The organism is Acinetobacter sp. CY05, assembly GCF_059515805.1.
Genome location: NZ_JCAKMW010000015.1, coordinates 1 through 20268, shown reverse-complemented (window position 1 = coordinate 20268; position 20268 = coordinate 1). Strand labels below are relative to the sequence as shown.

Genomic DNA, 20268 nt, shown 5'->3' with positions numbered 1-20268 from the left:
GAAATAAGGTAAGGACAATGTTGTAAGCATAAGACCGCGACTGTTATCCAATGAATAGGCGTATTTTGCAATATATGTATATTCAGAGATGCTAGCAATATGTAGTATTCTGAGGCGATTTGGTTAATTATTAACACAAATCATAAGCTGCTGGCTCATTTTATGGAAAAGTTGTGTTTTTAAAAGCTAAGTTATGTAAAAAATACGCTAAAAATGTACCTAAATTCCCAATTGGGTTTGATGCTCAATCCCTAAATTTTTACGCTGTCTTTGTATGCTTGAGTAGGTCATATTCATGAAAAAACAACTTTTATTTCTTGCCAGCTTAATACTTGTTGCACCTAGCAGCTATGCTTTGGATTTAGTTGAAGCGTATCAGTTGGCACAAAAAAATGACCCCACTTGGCAAGCCAATCAATTGCAGTATCAAGTCGATCAACTTAATTTGGGTTTGGCGAAAGGTAATTTATTCCCAACAATTACCGTGAATGCCAATATCACCCGCAAAAGCCAAGATAATCAAAATAATAACCTAATTAATGTTCCTGGTTTTGAGAGTGAGAATTTAATGCCGAGTTCCTCAACAACTCGGCAAGCGCTAGTCACGGCTAAACAACCGCTGTTTCGTTGGGATGCGTGGCAAGGTTTAAAGCAAGTGAAAACTTCAATTTCCTTAAGTGAACTAACACTACGTCTACAACAGCAGCAGCATATTTTAAATACTGCTCAAGCTTACTTTAATGTGCTTAGACAGCAAGCGTTAACCGCAGCCCACGTGCAGGAAGAAAAAGCATTATTAGAACAGTTAAATATGATGCAAGCTAAACTACGTGAAGGTTTAGTAGCACGCAGTGAAGTCAGTGAAGCAGATGCGCAATATCAAAATGCACGTGCCAATCGTATTGCGGGACAGGTGCAAGTCTTATTGGCTCAAGAGCAGCTTGAACAGATAATTGGACCTTATCGTGAAAATTTAGCGGTATTAAGTCAAGATTTCCACTTTGAAAAGCCCTATCCAGCAGATTTAAGTGCTTGGCAAGAATTGGCTCAAAGCCAAAATTTACAGTTGCAGCAAGCACGTTTACAACAGCAATATGCTCAAGATGGTAAACGTGTTGAACAAGCAGCGCGGTTGCCACAAGTGACAGCAGTTGCGAGTTATGGCTATAACCAACAAAGTCCAAGTAGTGTGCTTGCTAGTGATGGCCAGTTTGATCAGGTTGGGGTTGAAGTAAATTGGAATGCTTTTACTGGTGGACGCACTAAAATTAATATTGAAAAAGCAGACGTCAACCTAAGAAAAGCCATGGCTGAAGTAGAAGCAGCCAGTCGCCAAGCCAATAGTGATGTGCGTAAGGCCTATATGCAAGTTGAAACGGATCAAGCGAAATTACAAGCACGTTTAGCTGCTATGCAATCAGCACAAAATGTGGCTAAAGCCTCACAGGCGCAGTACCGTGAAGGTTTAAAAAATATGGTAGATGTACTCTTAGCACAGCGTAATGCTTTTGCAGCCCAGCAAGATTATTTGAATAGCCAGTATGATTATTTAATCAATGTGTTAAACCTAAAGGCAGCCATTGGACAACTCAATGAAGATGATCTAAAACAATTAAATATGTGGTTGGTGCAAAAGTAACTTGTCATAGAATGGTCATATAAGCACGCTTTAATACTATGCTGCCAATCTGATGTCGTAAACATGCTGTGGAGTGATGACTTTGAGCCCAACTAATCCTGTGTTAAATCACCATATTTCTTCGCAATTTAATGAAGAATTGCAAGCCGTAAACACCAAGTTTATGACCATGGGTGGTTTAGTGGAGCAACAAGTCACCAATGCGATTCATGCATTACTTGACACTAATGCGCCTATGGCGATGGAAGTACAATTTAAAGACAACGCCGTGAATAAACTCGAAAGTGAAATTGATGAAGCTTTAACTTTAATTTTGGCACGTCGTCATCCTGCTGCGAGTGATTTACGTATGGTGATTGCCATGAGTAAAGCCAATACCGATTTAGAGCGTATTGGTGATGAGGCGGCTAAAATTGCCCGTATTGCACAAAACTTGTGTGAAGAGGGTGGTTCACCACGTGGCTATATGGAAACTCGTCATATTGGTAACCAAGTGCGGGTGATGATTCATGAAGCGCTTGATGCTTTTGCACGCTTAGATATCGACCAGGCATTACGTGTTTTATTAGCAGATGCAGATATTGATCGTGAATATCAATCTGCAACACGTACCTTAATGACTTATATGATTGAAGATCCACGTCATATTTCACGCGTGATTAATGTCATGTGGGTATTACGTTCTTTAGAAAGAATTGGCGATCATGCCCGTAATATTTCTGAACAAGTGATTTATATGGTTAAAGGTCTGGATGTACGTCATACCAGCTTGCAAGAAATTGAAGAAAAAGTACATAAACGCTAAGTTGCAGGTAGAGAAAAAAACAAGCTGATTTTTAATGGCTATAGCATTTTGTTAAAGTTATAGATAAAAAAATCCCAGATTTTTGGGGGAAAATCTGGGAGTAAAATTTAAAACTTTTGAGAAAAAGCTAAGCATTTTCTGAATAAGGTTCAGTATATAAATAACTCATTTACTTGTATTGTGGCTTATTGTGTAGGATTGTTGTGTTTTATATGCATATGTATCTGATGTGTAATATAAATCATATATTGCGCACTAAATATACATAAACCACCATTTTTAAATAATGGTTTGTGATGCTAATCACATTGTGATCTAGAGCTAAAAGAGCGTGATATTGTTGGGTTGTGTGTTTTTTAAACATCAAATAGAGTTCTTTATCATCTCAAACTATTTAAATGTTTATAAGTGATAAACATCTTCAAACTGAAGCCAGCAGCGATTTTTAAATGGCAGGCAGTGGCTTTAATTTTTAGAAAGCATTTTTTCCAAGTAATTAACTGAATCTATTTAAAATAGCATGCTTAGATTTTTTATAGGCAAAGTGTAGATAAATGTTAAAGTAAAAAAGAGCCTCTGATAAGGCTCTTTTTTATTAGAGCTTATGCACAATTAAGCTATTGTGATACAAAAAATAAGAGAGTTTCTTACTTTTCTTCAGGCTTTAGGCCTTCAGCTTTTTCCAATGATTCATCATTGTTAAAGAACTTCTCACGTTGTTCTTCAAGGAACTTTTTGGCATCTGCTTCAAATACATTTAAACGTTTTTCGTTAATCAATGTGGTTTGATGCTTTAACCATTCACCCCAAGCTTGTTTAGAAACAGTTTCAAAGAGCTCTTGACCCTTGGCACCTGGGAATGGTGCAAAAGCTAAGCCTTCCATTTCTTGTTGATATTTACGGCAAAATACTTGTCGAGACATATCAATACTCCAATTATAGATTGAGCAATTAAGCGTAAAGTTTTTCTAAACGTACATATGCACGTTCAATAGCAGCTTTCACTTGATTTGGTGCAGTACCACCAATATGGTTACGTGCATTTACTGATGCTTCTAAAGTTAAGGCTTTTTCAAAGACATCTGCTTGAATTAAGTCAGAGAACTGTTGTAACTGCTCAAGGCTAAGTTCAGATAAATCTTTACCTTCTTGGACACCAAGGGCTACAGCTTTACCGACAATTTCGTGTGCATCGCGGAAAGCTACGCCGTTTTTCACTAGGTAATCGGCAAGGTCAGTTGCAGTTGAGAAACCACGTAGCGCAGCTTCACGCATAACTTCTACGTTTGGCACAAGTGCTGGAATCATGTCAGCAAAGGCCATGAGTGAACCACGAACGGTATCGATGGCATCAAACAATGGCTCTTTGTCTTCTTGGTTGTCTTTGTTATAAGCCAATGGTTGACCTTTCATGAGGGTAAGTAAGCTCATTAAGTCGCCATAGACACGGCCAGTTTTACCGCGGATTAACTCAGGCACATCTGGGTTTTTCTTTTGTGGCATGATTGAAGAACCAGTACAGAAACGGTCTGGAATATTCACAAACTTAAACTGTGCTGATGTCCAAAGAATCATTTCTTCTGACATACGTGATAAATGCATCATAATTAACGATGCTGCAGCGTTAAATTCAATACCAAAGTCACGATCTGACACCGCATCAAGTGAGTTTTCAGCTACAGCTTCAAAACCTAGAAGTTCAGCTGTATAAGCACGGTCGATTGGGTAAGTGGTACCTGCAAGCGCAGCTGAACCCAGTGGCATACGGTTAGCACGTTTACGGCAGTCAATTAAACGCTCAGAGTCACGTACTAACATTTCAAACCAAGCCATTAAATGGTGACCAAAAGTCACAGGCTGTGCTGTTTGTAAATGCGTGAAGCCCGGCATAATGGTGTCGGTGTGTTGAGCTGCTAAACCTAAAATACCTTTTTGTAGTTTTTGCAACAATTGCAGAATGGCATCAATTTCATCACGTACATATAAACGAATGTCTGTTGCCACTTGGTCGTTACGGCTACGACCTGTATGAAGCTTTTTACCTGCAATACCAATGCGCTGCGTTAGACGCGATTCAATGTTCATATGCACATCTTCTAAATCGATGCGCCATTCGAACTGACCTGCTTCAATTTCAGCCTTAATTTGGTTTAAGCCGTTAACGATGTCATTGCGTTCTTGTTCAGTCAAAACGCCAACTTTAGCAAGCATGGTCGCATGGGCGATTGAACCTGCAATATCTTGTTTATAAAAACGTTGGTCAAACTGTACAGATGCGGTAAATTCTGCAACGAATGCGTCAGTCGCTTCTGAGAAGCGGCCGCCCCACATGCCTGAAGTTTGGGCTTGTGTATTTGAGGAATTAGAAGATGTGGTCATGTCGGCTCAATAAAAAAAGCAGTGATTTAACAACGAGTATAACAAATTCAAAAAGGCTTGCTCACACAGAAGACTTTCAAACTGTTGCGTCTGCGTCAGATACAACGCAATTTGCTTATTTTTTTACGAAAACCAAACGTTGGCAACATTTAATTGAGCTATTTATTGCCAGCAATATTTTGGCCATGTTATTAAGCCTTGCCGAATCACGTGGTTGGGCCAATTTAAGTGGCATGCGTTTATTAGAATATGCGTTATATATCAATTGGGTGTTAATCAGTTTTGTCGCATGTTTTGAAAAAATGCAGCCCAAGCTGGCTGGTTTATCTTTAAGTCAAAACTTAATCACGGGCTTTGGGTTATTACAGGGTATCGTATTTTTCACCAGCTTAAGTTTAAATTTTTTAATGTATTGGGGCAGTCATTGGAGTTTTAGAGATTTTCACTGGGGGATTTTGTTTGAGGGCCTAAGCTTACATTTAAGTTATGGGGTATTACTGGGATTATTTTGCTTTCGTTATGTATTTTTGCGCGAACAATGGTTACGTCAGCAGCAAAGTGAACTTAAAGCGCGTATTCAAGCCTTACAAGCACGCATTCAGCCACACTTCTTATTTAATAGCTTAAATAATGTTTTAAGTTTAATTAGCATTGATCCTGACAAAGCTGAACAAATGTTAATAGATTTATCACGTTTATTTCGCGCCAGTTTACAAGAATTAAAATTAGTCCCCCTCAAAGATGAAATTGAATTATGTCAGCGTTATTTAGCCATTGAGCAAGTGCGTTTAGCTGAGCGTTTAAATGTCGAATGGAAATTTGTGCATTTAGAACGAGCTCGTGAGGTTAAAATTCCTTTATTAACCTTGCAACCTTTATTAGAAAATAGCATTAGCCATGGGGTAGAAAAGATTTTAGCCCCAAGCCAAATTACGATTTTAATCGAAATACGTGAAAAACAAGTTAATATTATTATTACCAATCCATACGTGGCATCTGAGTTAGGGCAAACGCGTGGTCATGGTATTGCTTTAGACAATGTAAAACAGCGCCTTGAGGCATATTTTGGGGAAAAGGTAACATTTCAGAACTATGCAGGTGCTGGAATATTTACTACAGTGGTGCAATACATTTATAAAAAATAATAAACGCCACATTTTAAATCGAGTTTTTGGATAAAAGGAGGATACATGGACATCCTAATTTGTGACGATGAAGCTTTGGCAACACAGCGTCTGTCACGATTGGTTGAACAGCTTGGGCATGAGGTGGTGGCGGTGGCGAGCCATGGTAAGCAAGCAATTGAGTTGACAGAGCTTTATCAACCAGATGTCGTATTATTAGATATACAAATGCCTGAAATGGATGGTTTAAGTTGTGCTGAGTATTTGCGTGAACTTGATCCTATGCCAGCAATTGTGTTTTGTACCGCGTATGATGAACATGCTTTAGATGCATTTCAGATGGCAGATGGCTACTTATTAAAACCGATTATGCAACAGGAATTGCAGCGGGTTTTGGAGCGGCTAACTAAAATTAACCAAGCTCAATTGAGCCTTTTAAAACAACAAGAATATATGGACGAAATTAAAGTAAAACGCCAGCAGATTGCGGCAAAAACCCACCGCGGAGTGGAACTGGTACCCTTAGAAAATATTTACTATTTTTTAGCGGATCAAAAATATGTCACGGTACGCCATAAAAATGGCAGTGTACTCATAGACGAAACCTTAAAAGATTTAGAACAAGAATTTGCTGATCAATTTATTCGCATTCATCGTAATGCGTTGGTCTCTATTGCCTATTTAGAAGGCTTAGAAATTTTAGGTGCAGGGCAATATCAAGTGCGTTGTCGTGATTTAGAGGAACGTTTGGCAGTCAGTCGTCGGCATTTACCTCATCTACGGGAACGTATTCAAAAGTTGTAAAAGCAATAAATCTGCTTGCATTTTTAAGGGATCAGGTTAAGTTTAAACATATTGCAATAAAGATTTAATAGCCTATGAAAACCCTGAAAATTGCCACTCGACAAAGTCCACTTGCACTTTGGCAAGCAGAGCATATTCGTGCACGTTTAGAGCGCTTACATGCGGATTTAACCGTGGAGTTAGTGACGTTTGTCACTCAGGGCGACAAAATTTTAGATACCCCATTGGCAAAAATTGGCGGTAAAGGTTTATTTGTCAAAGAATTAGAAGCTGCATTACTTGATGGACGTGCAGATTTAGCGGTGCACTCAATGAAAGATGTACCTATGGCGCTGCCTGAAGGTTTAGCGCTAGCCGTGACTTGCGAGCGCGAAGATCCACTGGATGCTTTTGTCTCTAATACTTATGCAAGTTTTGCTGATTTACCGCAAGGTGCTAAAGTGGGCACTTCAAGTTTACGTCGTAAGTGTCAAATTTTACAGGCGCGTCCTGATTTAGAAATTTTGGATCTACGCGGCAATGTCGGCACACGTTTATCTAAACTTGACGCAGGTCAATATGATGCCATCATTTTAGCCAGTGCTGGCTTAAAACGTCTTGAAATGCCTGAGCGTATCCGTCATAGCTTAGATGCCCAAGTTAGCTTGCCTGCAGTGGGGCAAGGTGCCTTAGGTTTGGAATGCCGTAGCAATGACCAAGCGGTATTGGATTTAATTATGCCACTTATGCATGCTGAAACTGATGTGTGTGTACGTGCCGAACGCGCCTTTAACGCTTATTTAGAAGGTGGTTGCCAAGTGCCTATTGCAGCTTATGCCACCCTAGAAAATGGCGAAATTCAGCTTGAAGGCCGGGTTGGCAGTGTAGATGGTCAAACTCTATTAAAGGCACACGTGCAAGGTCAGCCAGAGCAAGCCGAAGCACTTGGTGTGGCACTGGCTAAAGACTTATTGGCGCAAGGTGCAGGCGAGTTGCTACAAGCCCTCTATCAAAAATAATATGCTGTTTATTAATACCCGTCCGCATGATCGTGCCGCAGCTTTGTCTCTGGCACTGTCAAAACAGCAGATTGATGTTTTTGAGTTGCCATTACTTGAATTACAAGCCTTCCCATACACACCTGCGTTGGCTAGCTTATATCAGCAATTGCCCAGCAGCCAAGTGATTGTGGTGGTTAGCCCTACCGCAGTTGAGATTAGCATGCAATATCTAGCCAAAAGTGGTTTATCTGTGGTGGATTTAGCCCAAGTGGAATGGGTGGCGGTGGGGCTAAAGACAGCTCAAGCTTTGGCAAAATATGGGATTCAAGCCCATATTCCTGAACTAGAAACCTCGGAAGGGATGTTACAGCTGCCAAGTCTGCAACATTTAGCGCGAGGCAGTCGTATTGCTTTTTGGCGTGGCGAAGGTGGGCGACAATTTATGATGCAACAATTACAAGAGGCAGGAATGCAAATTGTGAATATGTTGTTGTATCAACGTGATTGTCCTGTACACAGTAAAACACTCATTCAAACGCTATTAGCGCAGCTTCGAAAGCAACCTGAATATACGGTGTTAATCAGTAGTGAGGCCAGTTGGCATAATTGGTTAGCACTCTTAAAAGCACATCCAGCTGTGATTGCTCGGGCGCAATATGTGGTGTTGGGGACACGTTTGGCGAGCTTACTTGGTCAATATCGTGCTGTGCACCGTAATGAGTTTAAAATTATTGAAGTATCACAGCTTCAACCGGACAGTATTATGGCCAAGCTAAATAAAGATGAAGGAAAAGCATGAAGAAGGTCTTGATCTTATTGGGTATTGTGCTGTTGGGCTGGTTGGTTAAACTCAGTTATGATGTGATGCAGTTGACGCAAGCACAACTGCATATGCAGCAAAGTTTACATCAGGCTCAACAGCGTAATGCCAGTTTAAATGATCGTTTAGTGGCCTTACAGCGTGATACAGAGCAGACTCCGGCGCCACTTGCCCCGACTGATCAAGGGAGCACAATTCATCCACTGGTCCTGATTCAACAGCAACTGGATTTGGTTGAGTTTGCCTTAAAACAGCAACAGTATACCTATGCTTTAGAAAAACTCAGTCATTTACAAGCTGATTTAACACAATCGAGTGTTTCTGATAGCTTAAAAGCAGCCTTGGCTGCAGCTATTTTAAAAGATCGGCAAGATATTCAAAATTTTGTAAATACGCGTCAGCAACAACAGCAACATATAAATCAGCTGCTGCAACAACTCGACAGCGTACTCAGTACTGAAATTCGTCAGCAGAATTTAACGGTTCCTCATGAACCTAAAGCTGCATTTTGGCAAAAATGGTTGCAAGTAGAGTCAGTCGATCAACCCTCGCATCTTCTGATGCAGCGCCAATTTGTGTTAAAAGAGGCACAGTTGCACATTTTACTGGCACGTCAGATGTTATTGCAGGGACAATATTTAGCCTACCAGCAAGAAATGACCATTGTGAGTAAAAACTTACAGCAGTTGCCTGATCAAAAAGCCCAGCAAATTTTACAAAAAATTGAACGAGCCAAAGCTTTAACTCGCTTGGTTCCTCCTGTATTGACCACCCGAGCTTTACTGAGATAAGTCATGCGCCAAATTTTACTTGCCTATGCCATGATTACTTTACTGGCTTTTGCAATCTTAAGTGTGTTGAGTTATGGGCATGGTGCAGGCTATGTCTATTTATATTGGCGTAACTGGCAAGTTCAAAGCAACTTTTGGGTCCTGTTTATTGTTTTAGCGTTCCTGAGTCTTTTGGCACAAAGTTTATGGTATTTGGTCAAAGGTTATTTAAGTCGTGAACAGCGCAAAAGAGAAAACTTACTCAATTTTAAAAACTTACACCCTTATGAACAGTTGGCGGTTATTTGGTTATTGGATGCTGGACGTGACCAACAAGCTTTTATTCAACAAGCCTTTCAACAGTCAGCGTTATTACAAGGGGTTATGCAGGCCAAGTTAGCCAATATGCAAGGTCAAAGCCAAAAAGCACTCTTGGCCTTAAATCATACCCACGCCATGGCATTTGAATTGTCTGAACTGCAAAGAATCGAAATTTATTTGGCGCAAGGTGATGCTGAACAAGCGCTCACCCACCTTGAGTTTTTAAATCAACACGCATTATCGCCATGGCTTGAAGACGTCGCACAAGCGTATCAAAAACGTCTGATTGCCTTGTGGGGGCGTTTTGCCCTGCAATTTCCTTGGGTATATTTACGCGCAACGCAATATGGACATTTGGCCACAGAAACCAAAGTCCAATGGTTGGAACAAGTTTTGCAGCAATTTGAGCAAGCAAGTCAAGAGGATCTTGAATACCTTAAACAGCGGTACATTGCGGTCAGCACAGATTTAGAGGCTAAAGACGCAGCTGTAAAATTATGCTGGTTGCGAATTTTGACACGTTTAGCGGATATGCAACATGAGCAGCAAGTATTAGCACAGCATTTACTAGCACAGCAATTTCATGAAGAAGTTTTCTATTTATGGTTACAGCAGCAGTTACGCCAACCACAACCAGATTATGCCGAGATTGAGCAACATATTATGCTGTGGGAACAGCAATATCTGAGTGTGCCGGTGTTAAATTTTGCCAAATATTATGTTTATCAAGCAACCTATAGAGAAGCTGAAGCAGAGCAACTTCTGCATTTATACCCTGAGCATGTATTAATGAGTTATTTAAGAGTACAACAGGCATTAAAACAACAGCCCAATTTATTGCAGCAACTCAATATAATCTTTGAAAATAACACACATCAGATTGCAATAAAAAACTAACCATGGATTAAAAAATGTTAAAACTAGATGATTATCCAGTGCTATTTGAACAGCGTGTGGACTGGGGTGACATGGATGCATTAGGACATGTCAATAATGTGGTTTATTACCGCTACATGGAAAATGCACGAATTTATTTTATCGATCAACTCAAATTAAGACGTCATGATATTAATACAGTGATTGCGCTTAGCCAGTGCAAATATTTAAGCCCAACGGTTTATCCAGATGTATTAAAAATAGGGGTGAGAGTAGAAGAAATAAGAAATAGTGCCTTACGCATGAGTTATTTGTTATACAGCACGGAGCAACAGCGTGTAGTGGCAATAGGTGAAGCAGTACAAGTAATGTTGAATAAAAAAACAGGTGAGAAAACTTTAATTCCTCATGAATTAAGGCAAAGTATATTAAAACTGCATCCAGAGTTAAAATAAATACAGTAAAAGCCTATTATGTAGATGTATTGTTATTTATTATATCCACGTGTTGAATCTTTCTTTTAATAAAAATAAGATGCCAACAACTCGAGTAAATGAATAAATAATTGTGGAGTAGGAAAATGCCAGATATTAGCAATTTATCAGTGGAAGAATTAAAGCGTTTACAAGCAGAAGCAGAGTTATTAATTGCCTCAAAGAAAGATCAGGCAATTGAAGACGCTTATAATCAAATTACGGCGATTGCTGATAATGTCGGTTTAAGCATTGAACAGATTTTAGAATTTGGTGCGCAAAAACGTAAGAAAAGCACACGTAAAGCAGTAGAACCACGTTATCGTAATAAAAATAATCCGTCAGATACATGGACGGGTCGTGGTAAACAACCACGTTGGTTAGTCGCTGAGCTTGAAAAAGGGGCTAAATTAGAAGACTTTTTAATCTGAGTTTTCATCAGTTGTTCATAAAAGTCGTTTAGATTATTAAAACCAAGCCAATGTGCTTGGTTTTTTTATGGCTTAGAATTGGCGTACCTAGAAAATTATGCATAATGTGGCATGCTGATGAAAAAATATCCCAAGGTAAAATACAAAATGCGATTGGTTGTTCAGGGATGATGAAAAAGCCCAAAATGCTGCATTGGTGGTTATTTGCCGCCTTGACGTTTTTAATCTGTGTGTTGCTGCAAGTGCCAGCAGCTTGGCTTGTGGCAAAGTTTTATCCAAAACAGCACAGCCTACACAATATCAGTGGCAACATCTGGTCCGGTCAAGCGGATTGGAGTAAAGGGCAGCTCCGTGGTTTGCTGAAATGGCAAGTGCGTCCTTTAGATCTTTTACGCTTACGTGCAGCAGCCAATCTTGATTTGCATAGCGGACAAAGCCAGTTAGAAGGCGTGATGGCCTATAGCTTGGGGAAAAAAATCATCATCCAAGATTTGAATGGTCAAGTTGCGCCAGATACTTTAAAAAATTTAGCTGCATGGCAGTGGCCATCCAATCACTTGCAACTTGAAGACGTATCTCTGCACTACAAGCCCGAGCAAGGTTTTATACAAGCGCAAGGTCAAGTCAATTGGGCTGGTGGCGAACTTTTATATCGTTATGCTGAGCGCCAAGAACGCATGAATGTACCCATGTTAAAAGCCAATTTAGCTGCACATGAGGGCAAATTGGTCCTCGATGGGCGTGACAATCGTGAACAAAAAATGCTGAATTTGAGCCTAGATCAACAGATGATGCTGGATGTGCAATTGACACAGCGCTTACTCTTAAATGTCCCTTCTTATCAGGGTAAAGCAGGTTTAGATACGTATGTACTGAGTACCCGCCAACCTCTATTTAGAGGGTTGAACTAATGCGTCATTGGCGTGATCAATTGGATCTTAAAAAACTCGATCAAGTTGCACCGGTTATTTTTGCGCTGTTGTTAATTTATTTATGTTGGAAATTAGCGACCTTATTTTGGTTGGTGCTAGCCCCTATGCAAGCTATGCAATTTGAACGGGTAAATTTAGGCTCACAACAAGCAAGTGTACCCAATATTAGTCATTTTGCCTTGTTTAAAGCCAATCAAGCACCGGCTGCAATCACTAATTCAAATATGAGTTTGCATGGCGTGGTGATTGGTTCACCGAGTCAATTTTCTTCAGCGGTCATTAAAGCCAATAATGTGGCAGAGCGTTATCGTGTAGGGGAGTTTATTGCGGATAGCAACTACCAACTCGCCGAAGTGTATTGGGATAAAGTGATTTTACGTAGCCCAACAGGTGCCACAGAAATACTGAAAATGGCTACGATGGAAAATCTAAATCAGGATTTGTCTTTCAAGGCGCAGCAGAATCCAGCACCAGCACCTTCTACCGCTGCCTTGACACCAAGCAATACAGAACAAGCTATGGGTCAAGCGGTGCAGCAATTGCAACAAAATCGTGAGCAATATTTACAAACTATGGGCGCAACCAGCGATGGTGGAGAGGGCTATCAAGTTAGTGCTCGTACGCCACTGGTCTTAAGACGCAAATTAGGTTTACAACCGGGTGATCGCGTTTTGTCTTTAAATGGACAGCGTTTAAGCGCCGGACAAAATGAGGCGCAGCTCTTAGAACAAGCGCGTCAGTCTGGACAGGTCAAACTCGAAGTACAACGTGGTGATCAAGTGATTACTATTCAACAAGATTTAAACTGATGCACAATCAGCGCAAGGAAATTCGGTAGATGATGGCTTTATTTAATCATGAGCGTGCTTGGGGCTTGGTCGTAGCAGCACCGCTCCTTGTTATGGCGAGCACTGCAGTATCAGCACAAACATGGAAAATTAACTTACGTGATGCGGATTTAACCGCCTTTATTAATGAAGTTGCAGATATAACAGGTAAAAACTTTGCTGTAGATCCGCGAGTACGCGGCAATGTCACCGTGATTTCCAATGAACCACTGAATAAAGCCGAAGTCTATGACCTGTTTTTAGGCGTGCTCAATGTCAATGGGGTGGTGGCGATTCCATCGGGCAATACCATTAAGTTGGTGCCAGACAGTAATGTCAAAAGTTCAGGCATCCCATTTGATGCGCGTCATCGTGCCGGTGGCGACCAAATTGTCACCCGAGTGCTGTGGCTCGATAATACCAATCCGAATGATTTAATTCCGGCTTTACGGCCTTTAATGCCGCAATTTGCGCATCTGGCTGCAGTGCCGGGCACCAATGCTTTAATTATTTCAGATCGTGCCAGCAATATTTATCAGCTTGAAAGTATTGTGCGTAATTTAGATGGCACAGGACAAAATGATTTTGAAGCCATTCGGTTGCATTCCAGTCAAGCTGAAGAAATGATGAGTTTGTTAGAGGGCATGAGCTCAACCGGTGCTGCCAAAGATATCAAAGGTTCACGCGTGCGTTTAATGGCAGATACGCGTACTAACCGTATTTTAGTCAAAGGGGATACTGCAACACGTAAACGTATTCGCCAAATGATTGAAACCTTAGATGTACCTGCAGCAGATCGTTTAGGTGGTCTAAAAGTCTTCCGTTTAAAATATGCCAGTGCCGATAAACTGGCAAATATTTTACAAGGCTTGGTCACAGGTCAAGCGGTGAATAACAGTAACAATAGCAATACTACAAATAGCAATAGCAATAGCAGTAACTCAAGCAGCAATAACGGCTCAAGCAGTATTAATACCCCAAGTATTAATTTAGGTAGCTCAAGTAGTAACAACAATAACAATCTGACCAGTTTTAGCGCTGAGGGTGTGAGTATTATTGCGGATCCAAGCCAGAATGCTCTGGTGGTTAAAGCCGAACCACAATTAATGCGTGAAATTGAGTCGGCAATTCAGCAACTTGATATTCGTCGTCAGCAAGTGTTAATTGAAGCCGCGATTATTGAAGTTGAAGGCAACGATGCTGATCAACTTGGTGTGCAATGGGCACTCGGTGATATTAGCAGCGGTGTGGGTTTAATTAACTTTGATAATGTGGGTTCAAGTTTAGGTAACTTAGCTGCCGGTTATTTAACGGGGGGTGCAGCAGGACTAGGTGCCGCTGCAGCAGGCAGTGCGGGGACGTCCTTAGTATTAGGTGATTATCGTGAAGGCAGTAATGGTTCACGGCGTTTATATGGTGCGTTAATTCAAGCCTTAAAAGAAAAGACCAAATCTAATTTACTGTCGACCCCGTCTATTGTCACCATGGACAATGAAGAAGCCTATATTGTAGTGGGTCAAAACGTACCTTTTGTTACAGGTTCGGCAGCAACGACCACCAGTGGTGTCAATCCTTATACCACGGTAGAACGTAAAGACGTGGGTGTGACCCTAAAAGTGATTCCACATATTGGTGAAGGTGGCACAGTTCGTTTAGAAGTCGAACAAGAAGTCTCTGCGGTACAAGACAAAGGTCAGGCGCAAGATTTAGTCACCAGTAAACGTGCCATTAAAACCGCAATCTTAGCTGAACATGGACAAACCATTGTCTTGGGCGGTTTAATTTCTGATAACTCAGTACATACTCGTCAATCTGTACCAGGTTTGGGTTCATTACCGGGGATTGGGCGCTTATTCCGTTCTGACGCGTCACTCAATGAAAAACGCAACTTATTGGTGTTTATCCACCCGACCATTGTGGGCGATAGTGCCGATGTACGTCGTATTTCGCAGCGTCGTTATGATCATCTGTATAGTCTGCAATTGGCGATGGATGGCGATGGCAACTTTGCCAAACTGCCTGAGAATATTGATGATGTTTATTTACAGCGTTTGCCTGTATCTAAAGCAGCAAAAGATAGTCCTTATCAAAATGTACCCTCAGCACCTACGAGTAGTGCCAGTACAGCAGTGACGACACCTGTTGCGATTGAGCCCATGGTAGAGCGTACAAAAAATACCGTAACCACCACCACAATTCGCCCTGTGACTAATGAGGCACAGTAAACAGCATGTTATGATGGTGAAAAAATCACACGAGAGACTTATTTCATGACTTGGAAATTACAAGCGATTTCAGCTGAACTTGCTGGCCAAGAAATTAGCATCGACCGTGATATGTTGGTCGGACGTCATCAGGCTGCGGACATCGTATTACAGTCGAGTGAAATTTCACGTAAGCACGCAGCATTTCTACGCGTAGAAGATGCACTTTGGCTACAAGACTTAGCCTCTTCAAACGGCACTTTTGTTAATGACAATCGTATTAGCGAACAAGTGTTGTTAAAAGATGGTGATATCGTACAGTTTGCCAGTATTAAATTCTCTGTGCTTGCCCCAGCGCAAGAGCTCACTGTCGATCCTGCTTTAGAGAAATCGGTTGAAGAAGCAGTCAAAGAAGTATCACCTGCCAAGCAAATGAATGAGCAAGGTATGCCAAGCTTAAAAGAGCGTGATGCCTCGGTGCAATTAAGCCGTGATGGGATGCCAACCAACGTGGGTGTGCCAAAGCCTGCACCGATTCCTGAAGGTGTTGACTTAACTGCGGCCACACCTGAGCCAAAGCCTGTGCCAGTTGAACAACCAGAATCACGCGTAGAAGCGGCACAAGAACAGCAAAAAAATACCACAGTTGGCTTAATGACGGTGATTGCGATCATCATCATCGCAGTGTTAGCCTTTGTGATGTTTAAATAATATTTGCACGCATAACAATAACAAGGCATGCCATCGCATGCCTTTATTTTTGAGGGAAACAATATGTCAGTTGCTAAACTTGATCAACGTCAAGTGATTTTATTTGATTTAGACGGCACCTTAGTCGATTCAGCCTTTGATTTATATCGCGCCATGAATATGAGCTTAAACGTGCTGCAATTGCCTAATGTAACCGAAGAACAAGTACGCGTCTGGATTGGTAAAGGCACAGCGCTGTTTTGCCAAAGCACTTTGCAATATTTAGTGGGCGAAGTTCATCCTGCACAGCATAAACAACTGTTAGATACCTTTTTAGACATCTATAACGCTGATCCTTGTGTCGATACCAAGCCCTTTGACGGCATTATGGAATTTTTGGCATGGGGTAAAGCCCAAGGCAAAACTTTGGTTTGTGTCACCAATAAACCTGAAGCACCTGCGCGTATGATTGTCGAACAGTTAGGGATGAATGATTATTTTGCTGATGTAATTGGTGGTGACCGCTTTACTGAGCGTAAACCACATCCACGTCAGTTATTGCACTGTGTTGAGCATTATGGCGTAACCAAAGCCCAAGTTTTAATGATTGGCGATTCTGTCAATGATGTAGAAGCAGCACGCCGTGCAGGAGTTGATTGTATTGTGGTCAGCTATGGCTATAATCATGGTGAAAATATTTTAGATTGTCAGCCGCAACAAGTGGTTGATAACTTAACCGAATTGTTGGTTTAAATATTTTAGCGGTAGATAAAAAATCAGTTAAGGATGCTCTAATGAATGAATGTATGGTTTTTCGATGGCGATGCTCTGTATTTGCAAATTTTTCATCTAGCCCATAAATCGATATAGAGACCTTACATGACTACACAAGCACAATTTAGCCAACTTGCAGCGCAAGGCTATAACTTAATTCCTGTCTACCGCCAACGCCTTGCCGATACCGAAACTCCGCTTTCGGTATTTGCCCGCTTAAAACAGCATCAACAAGCTTATTTATTCGAATCTGTAGAAGGCGGTGAGAACTGGGCGCGTTATTCGATTATTGGTTTAGGTGAATCAACAGTTTTTTCCTGCAATAACGGTCAACTCAGCGTACAACACGCCGATGGCAGCGTTCAAAAGCAAGCCTGTTCAGATCCTTTTCAATATATCCGCGACTTCCAAGCACAGTTTAAAGTGCCTACCCAAGCCGATTTACCCCAGCTGCCAAGCTTTACAGGAGGTTTAGTTGGCTACTTTGGCTATGACGCAGTGCGTTATATCGAACCTAAGCTAAACAATATGCCTGAAGCCGATCCTGTCGGTTTGCCTGATATTTGGATGATGCTGTCTAAAACTGTGATTGTATTTGATAACTTAAAAGACACCTTATTTTTAATTGTACATGCCGATAGCAGCGATGCTGAAGCTTATGACAAAGCGCAGACGCAACTTGATGCCTTAGAGGCATTACTAGCGCAGCCTGTGGTATTACAAGCTAAAGCACATACGCCACCAAAATTTGAGTCTTTAACGGGTAAACAAGAATTTTTAGCGTCTATTGCCAAGGTTAAAGAGTACATTAAAGCGGGTGATGTGATGCAAGTGGTACCTGGGCATCGTATGGTGTCGGACTTTGATGGCGAACCTTTACAGGTGTATCGCGCTTTACGCCACTTAAATCCATCACCGTATTTATTTTTGGTGCAAGGACAGACCTTAGAAAATAATCAGCCTTTCCATATTGTCGGTTCATCACCTGAAATTTTATCGCGTTTAGAAAATGGCATTGCCACAGTACGACCTTTAGCGGGTACACGACCACGCGGCAAGACTAAAGAAGAAGATTTAGCCTTAGAAAAAGATTTGCTTTCAGATGAAAAAGAAATTGCTGAGCATTTAATGCTGATTGATTTGGGACGTAATGACGTTGGACGCATTGCCAAAATCGGTAAAGTGCAAGTCACTGATCAAATGGTGATCGAACGTTATTCGCATGTCATGCATATTGTTTCGAATGTGCAAGCTGAAGTGCGTGATGATGTGGATGCTTTGGATGTTTTTAAAGCAACTTTCCCCGCAGGAACACTTTCTGGTGCACCAAAAATTCGTGCCATGCAAATTATTGATGAAGTTGAGCCGGTAAAACGTGGAATTTTTGGTGGCGCTGTCGGTTATTTAGGCTGGCATGGCGAAATGGACATGTCGATTGCGATTCGAACCTGTGTAATTCGTGAAAATAAGGTCTATGTTCAGGCGGGTGCAGGCGTTGTTTATGACTCAAATCCTGAATCTGAATGGCAAGAAACGCAAATAAAAGCTCGCGCAGTGATCAAATCGGTTGAATTATCGTCAAATGCGTTAATTTTATAGGTTTTTTTTGATTTTTTTAAAAAAAAGGCTTGCATACATTTTAAATTTTGCTAAACTGCTCATCGTTCCGAAGCGAAACGCACGAAACACTAAGAAAGAGCCGGCATAGCTCAGTTGGTAGAGCAACTGACTTGTAATCAGTAGGTCCACAGTTCGAATCCGTGTGCCGGCACCATCTTAGAGAGTTGAGTAGTTAAAGTAAAGAACGAACACTGATGTAAGTGTAAAAATGGTGAGATTCCCGAGCGGTCAAAGGGGGCGGACTGTAACTCCGCTACGAAAGTTTCGAAGGTTCGAATCCTTCTCTCACCACCAATTTTAAGACTTCACAAGTGGATGTACCAACATAGTGCGGGAGTAGCTCAGTTGGTAGAGCGGCAGCCTTCCAAGCTGCATGTCGCGAGTTCGACCCTCGTCTCCCGCTCCATTATGATGAAGTACAAAATTTTGCTCTTATAGCTCAGTGGTAGAGCACTCCCTTGGTAAGGGAGAGGTCTCGAGTTCAAATCTCGATAAGAGCTCCAGATACAGTTTAGCAACTCAAGTTGCACAAGATTTCCAAAAAGCAGGCTATTTAGTCTGCTTTTCAAGTATTTGAAGTTTGGTTTTTTAAAACGCTATGTCGGAGCTGGGTTTTACTCAGGATTGTGTTCGACGTAAACGAGGATCATAAACATGGCTAAAGCTAAGTTTGAACGTAATAAGCCACACGTTAACGTGGGCACAATTGGTCACGTTGACCATGGTAAAACAACTTTAACAGCTGCGATTGCAACTGTATGTGCTAAACAATTTGGTGGCGAAGCGAAAGACTACGCTGCAATTGACTCAGCACCAGAAGAAAAAGCACGTGGTATTACAATTAATACTTCACACGTAGAATACGATTCTCCAATCCGTCACTACGCTCACGTAGACTGCCCGGGCCACGCCGATTATGTTAAAAACATGATTACTGGTGCTGCTCAAATGGACGGTGCGATCCTTGTATGTGCTGCGACTGATGGTCCAATGCCACAAACTCGTGAACACATCCTTCTTTCTCGTCAGGTAGGTGTACCTTACATCGTTGTATTCTTAAACAAATGCGACCTTGTAGACGACGAAGAGCTTCTTGAATTAGTAGAAATGGAAGTTCGTGAACTTCTTTCTACTTACGACTTCCCAGGTGATGATACTCCAATCATCCGTGGTTCAGCTTTAGCTGCACTTAACGGTGACCAAGGTCAATACGGCGAATCAGCTGTTGTAGCTCTTGTTGAAGCGCTTGACTCTTACATCCCAGAACCAGAACGTGCAATCGATAAAGCATTCTTAATGCCAATCGAAGACGTATTCTCTATTTCTGGTCGTGGTACAGTAGTCACTGGCCGTGTTGAATCAGGTATCGTGAAAGTAGGCGAAGAAGTTGAAATCGTTGGTATCAAAGACACAGTTAAAACAACTGTAACTGGCGTAGAAATGTTCCGTAAACTTCTTGACGAAGGTCGTGCGGGCGAGAACTGTGGTGTTCTTCTACGTGGTACTAAGCGTGAAGACGTTCAACGTGGTCAAGTATTAACTAAACCAGGTGCGATCAAGCCACACACTAAATTCGACGCAGAAGTATACGTACTTTCTAAAGAAGAAGGTGGTCGTCATACTCCATTCCTTAACGGTTACCGTCCACAGTTCTACTTCCGTACAACTGACGTAACTGGCGCAATCTCTCTTCAAGACGGCGTTGAAATGGTTATGCCTGGTGACAACGTAGAAATGTCAGTAGAATTAATCCACCCAATCGCAATGGACCCAGGTCTACGTTTTGCGATCCGTGAAGG

19 protein-coding genes and 4 tRNA genes are annotated in these 20268 nt (G+C 41.4%); 21 read left to right on the top strand and 2 right to left on the bottom strand.

Going from position 1 to position 20268, the window contains the following annotated elements; all coding sequences use genetic code 11:
- Positions 1–295: 295 nt before the first annotated feature.
- Positions 296–1639 (top strand): multidrug efflux outer membrane protein AbuO, encoded by a 1344-nt coding sequence (abuO, locus tag AC5YCD_RS11175; protein ID WP_496130097.1) that lies wholly within the window; start codon positions 296–298, stop codon positions 1637–1639.
- Positions 1640–1721: 82 nt separating this feature from the next.
- Positions 1722–2444, top strand: coding sequence for a phosphate signaling complex protein PhoU (gene phoU / locus AC5YCD_RS11170; RefSeq protein WP_496130096.1), 723 nt, complete (start codon positions 1722–1724; stop codon positions 2442–2444).
- A gap of 647 nt (positions 2445–3091) precedes the next feature.
- Here the strand turns inward: phoU and AC5YCD_RS11165 are convergent.
- Together AC5YCD_RS11165 and argH are read right to left on the bottom strand one after the other, a co-directional pair.
- Positions 3092–3367 (bottom strand): oxidative damage protection protein, encoded by a 276-nt coding sequence (locus tag AC5YCD_RS11165; protein WP_496130095.1) that lies wholly within the window; start codon positions 3365–3367, stop codon positions 3092–3094.
- Between the two features lie 28 nt (positions 3368–3395).
- The gene (argH, locus tag AC5YCD_RS11160) at positions 3396–4823 is read right to left on the bottom strand and encodes an argininosuccinate lyase (protein WP_496130094.1); all 1428 of its coding nucleotides are present in this window, start codon (positions 4821–4823) and stop codon (positions 3396–3398) included.
- Here argH and AC5YCD_RS11155 point away from each other — a divergent pair.
- The 19 genes from AC5YCD_RS11155 to tuf all read left to right on the top strand — a co-directional run.
- The gene (locus AC5YCD_RS11155) at positions 4814–5968 is read left to right on the top strand and encodes a sensor histidine kinase (protein ID WP_496130093.1); all 1155 of its coding nucleotides are present in this window, start codon (positions 4814–4816) and stop codon (positions 5966–5968) included. The two genes, argH and AC5YCD_RS11155, sit on opposite strands and share 10 nt — an antisense overlap.
- Positions 5969–6013: 45 nt before the next feature.
- Positions 6014–6751: a LytR/AlgR family response regulator transcription factor gene (locus AC5YCD_RS11150; protein ID WP_496130092.1), complete on the top strand. Its 738-nt coding sequence runs from the start codon at positions 6014–6016 to the stop codon at positions 6749–6751.
- A gap of 74 nt (positions 6752–6825) precedes the next feature.
- Complete coding sequence (gene hemC, locus AC5YCD_RS11145) at positions 6826–7749, top strand: hydroxymethylbilane synthase (RefSeq protein ID WP_496130091.1); 924 nt, start codon at positions 6826–6828, stop codon at positions 7747–7749.
- Position 7750: 1 nt separating this feature from the next.
- Positions 7751–8530, top strand: coding sequence for a uroporphyrinogen-III synthase (locus tag AC5YCD_RS11140; RefSeq protein ID WP_496130090.1), 780 nt, complete (start codon positions 7751–7753; stop codon positions 8528–8530).
- Positions 8527–9342: a hypothetical protein gene (locus AC5YCD_RS11135; protein WP_496130089.1), complete on the top strand. Its 816-nt coding sequence runs from the start codon at positions 8527–8529 to the stop codon at positions 9340–9342. The genes AC5YCD_RS11140 and AC5YCD_RS11135 overlap by 4 nt, the downstream gene beginning before the upstream one ends.
- Before the next feature lie 3 nt (positions 9343–9345).
- Complete coding sequence (locus AC5YCD_RS11130) at positions 9346–10539, top strand: heme biosynthesis protein HemY (protein WP_496130088.1); 1194 nt, start codon at positions 9346–9348, stop codon at positions 10537–10539.
- Between the two features lie 14 nt (positions 10540–10553).
- Positions 10554–10973 carry an acyl-CoA thioesterase gene (locus AC5YCD_RS11125; RefSeq protein WP_496130087.1) on the top strand — a complete coding sequence of 140 codons (420 nt, stop codon included), beginning with the start codon at positions 10554–10556 and terminating at the stop codon, positions 10971–10973.
- Positions 10974–11098: 125 nt separating this feature from the next.
- Positions 11099–11422 (top strand): H-NS histone family protein, encoded by a 324-nt coding sequence (locus AC5YCD_RS11120; protein WP_496130086.1) that lies wholly within the window; start codon positions 11099–11101, stop codon positions 11420–11422.
- A gap of 167 nt (positions 11423–11589) precedes the next feature.
- Complete coding sequence (gene gspN / locus AC5YCD_RS11115; protein WP_496130159.1) at positions 11590–12333, top strand: type II secretion system protein N; 744 nt, start codon at positions 11590–11592, stop codon at positions 12331–12333.
- Positions 12333–13163, top strand: coding sequence for a type II secretion system protein N (locus AC5YCD_RS11110; protein ID WP_496130085.1), 831 nt, complete (start codon positions 12333–12335; stop codon positions 13161–13163). The genes gspN and AC5YCD_RS11110 overlap by 1 nt, the downstream gene beginning before the upstream one ends.
- A gap of 32 nt (positions 13164–13195) precedes the next feature.
- Positions 13196–15406 carry a type II secretion system secretin GspD gene (gspD, locus tag AC5YCD_RS11105; protein ID WP_496130158.1) on the top strand — a complete coding sequence of 737 codons (2211 nt, stop codon included), beginning with the start codon at positions 13196–13198 and terminating at the stop codon, positions 15404–15406.
- Between the two features lie 45 nt (positions 15407–15451).
- Positions 15452–16096, top strand: a complete 645-nt coding sequence (locus AC5YCD_RS11100; RefSeq protein ID WP_496130084.1) for an FHA domain-containing protein — start codon at positions 15452–15454, stop codon at positions 16094–16096.
- A gap of 63 nt (positions 16097–16159) precedes the next feature.
- Complete coding sequence (locus AC5YCD_RS11095; RefSeq protein ID WP_496130083.1) at positions 16160–16828, top strand: phosphoglycolate phosphatase; 669 nt, start codon at positions 16160–16162, stop codon at positions 16826–16828.
- 126 nt (positions 16829–16954) lie between these two features.
- A complete protein-coding gene (gene trpE / locus AC5YCD_RS11090; protein WP_496130082.1) occupies positions 16955–18448 on the top strand; it encodes an anthranilate synthase component I in 1494 nt (497 codons plus the stop codon).
- 99 nt (positions 18449–18547) lie between these two features.
- A tRNA-Thr gene (locus AC5YCD_RS11085) sits at positions 18548–18623 on the top strand.
- Between the two features lie 56 nt (positions 18624–18679).
- Positions 18680–18763: transfer RNA gene (locus tag AC5YCD_RS11080), tRNA-Tyr, on the top strand.
- Between the two features lie 36 nt (positions 18764–18799).
- Positions 18800–18875, top strand: a tRNA-Gly gene (locus AC5YCD_RS11075).
- A 22-nt stretch (positions 18876–18897) separates the two neighbouring features.
- Positions 18898–18972 (top strand) — tRNA-Thr (locus AC5YCD_RS11070).
- A gap of 151 nt (positions 18973–19123) precedes the next feature.
- Positions 19124–20268 (top strand): elongation factor Tu (gene tuf, locus AC5YCD_RS11065; protein WP_496130081.1); only part of this gene is annotated, 1145 nt, incomplete at its 3' end.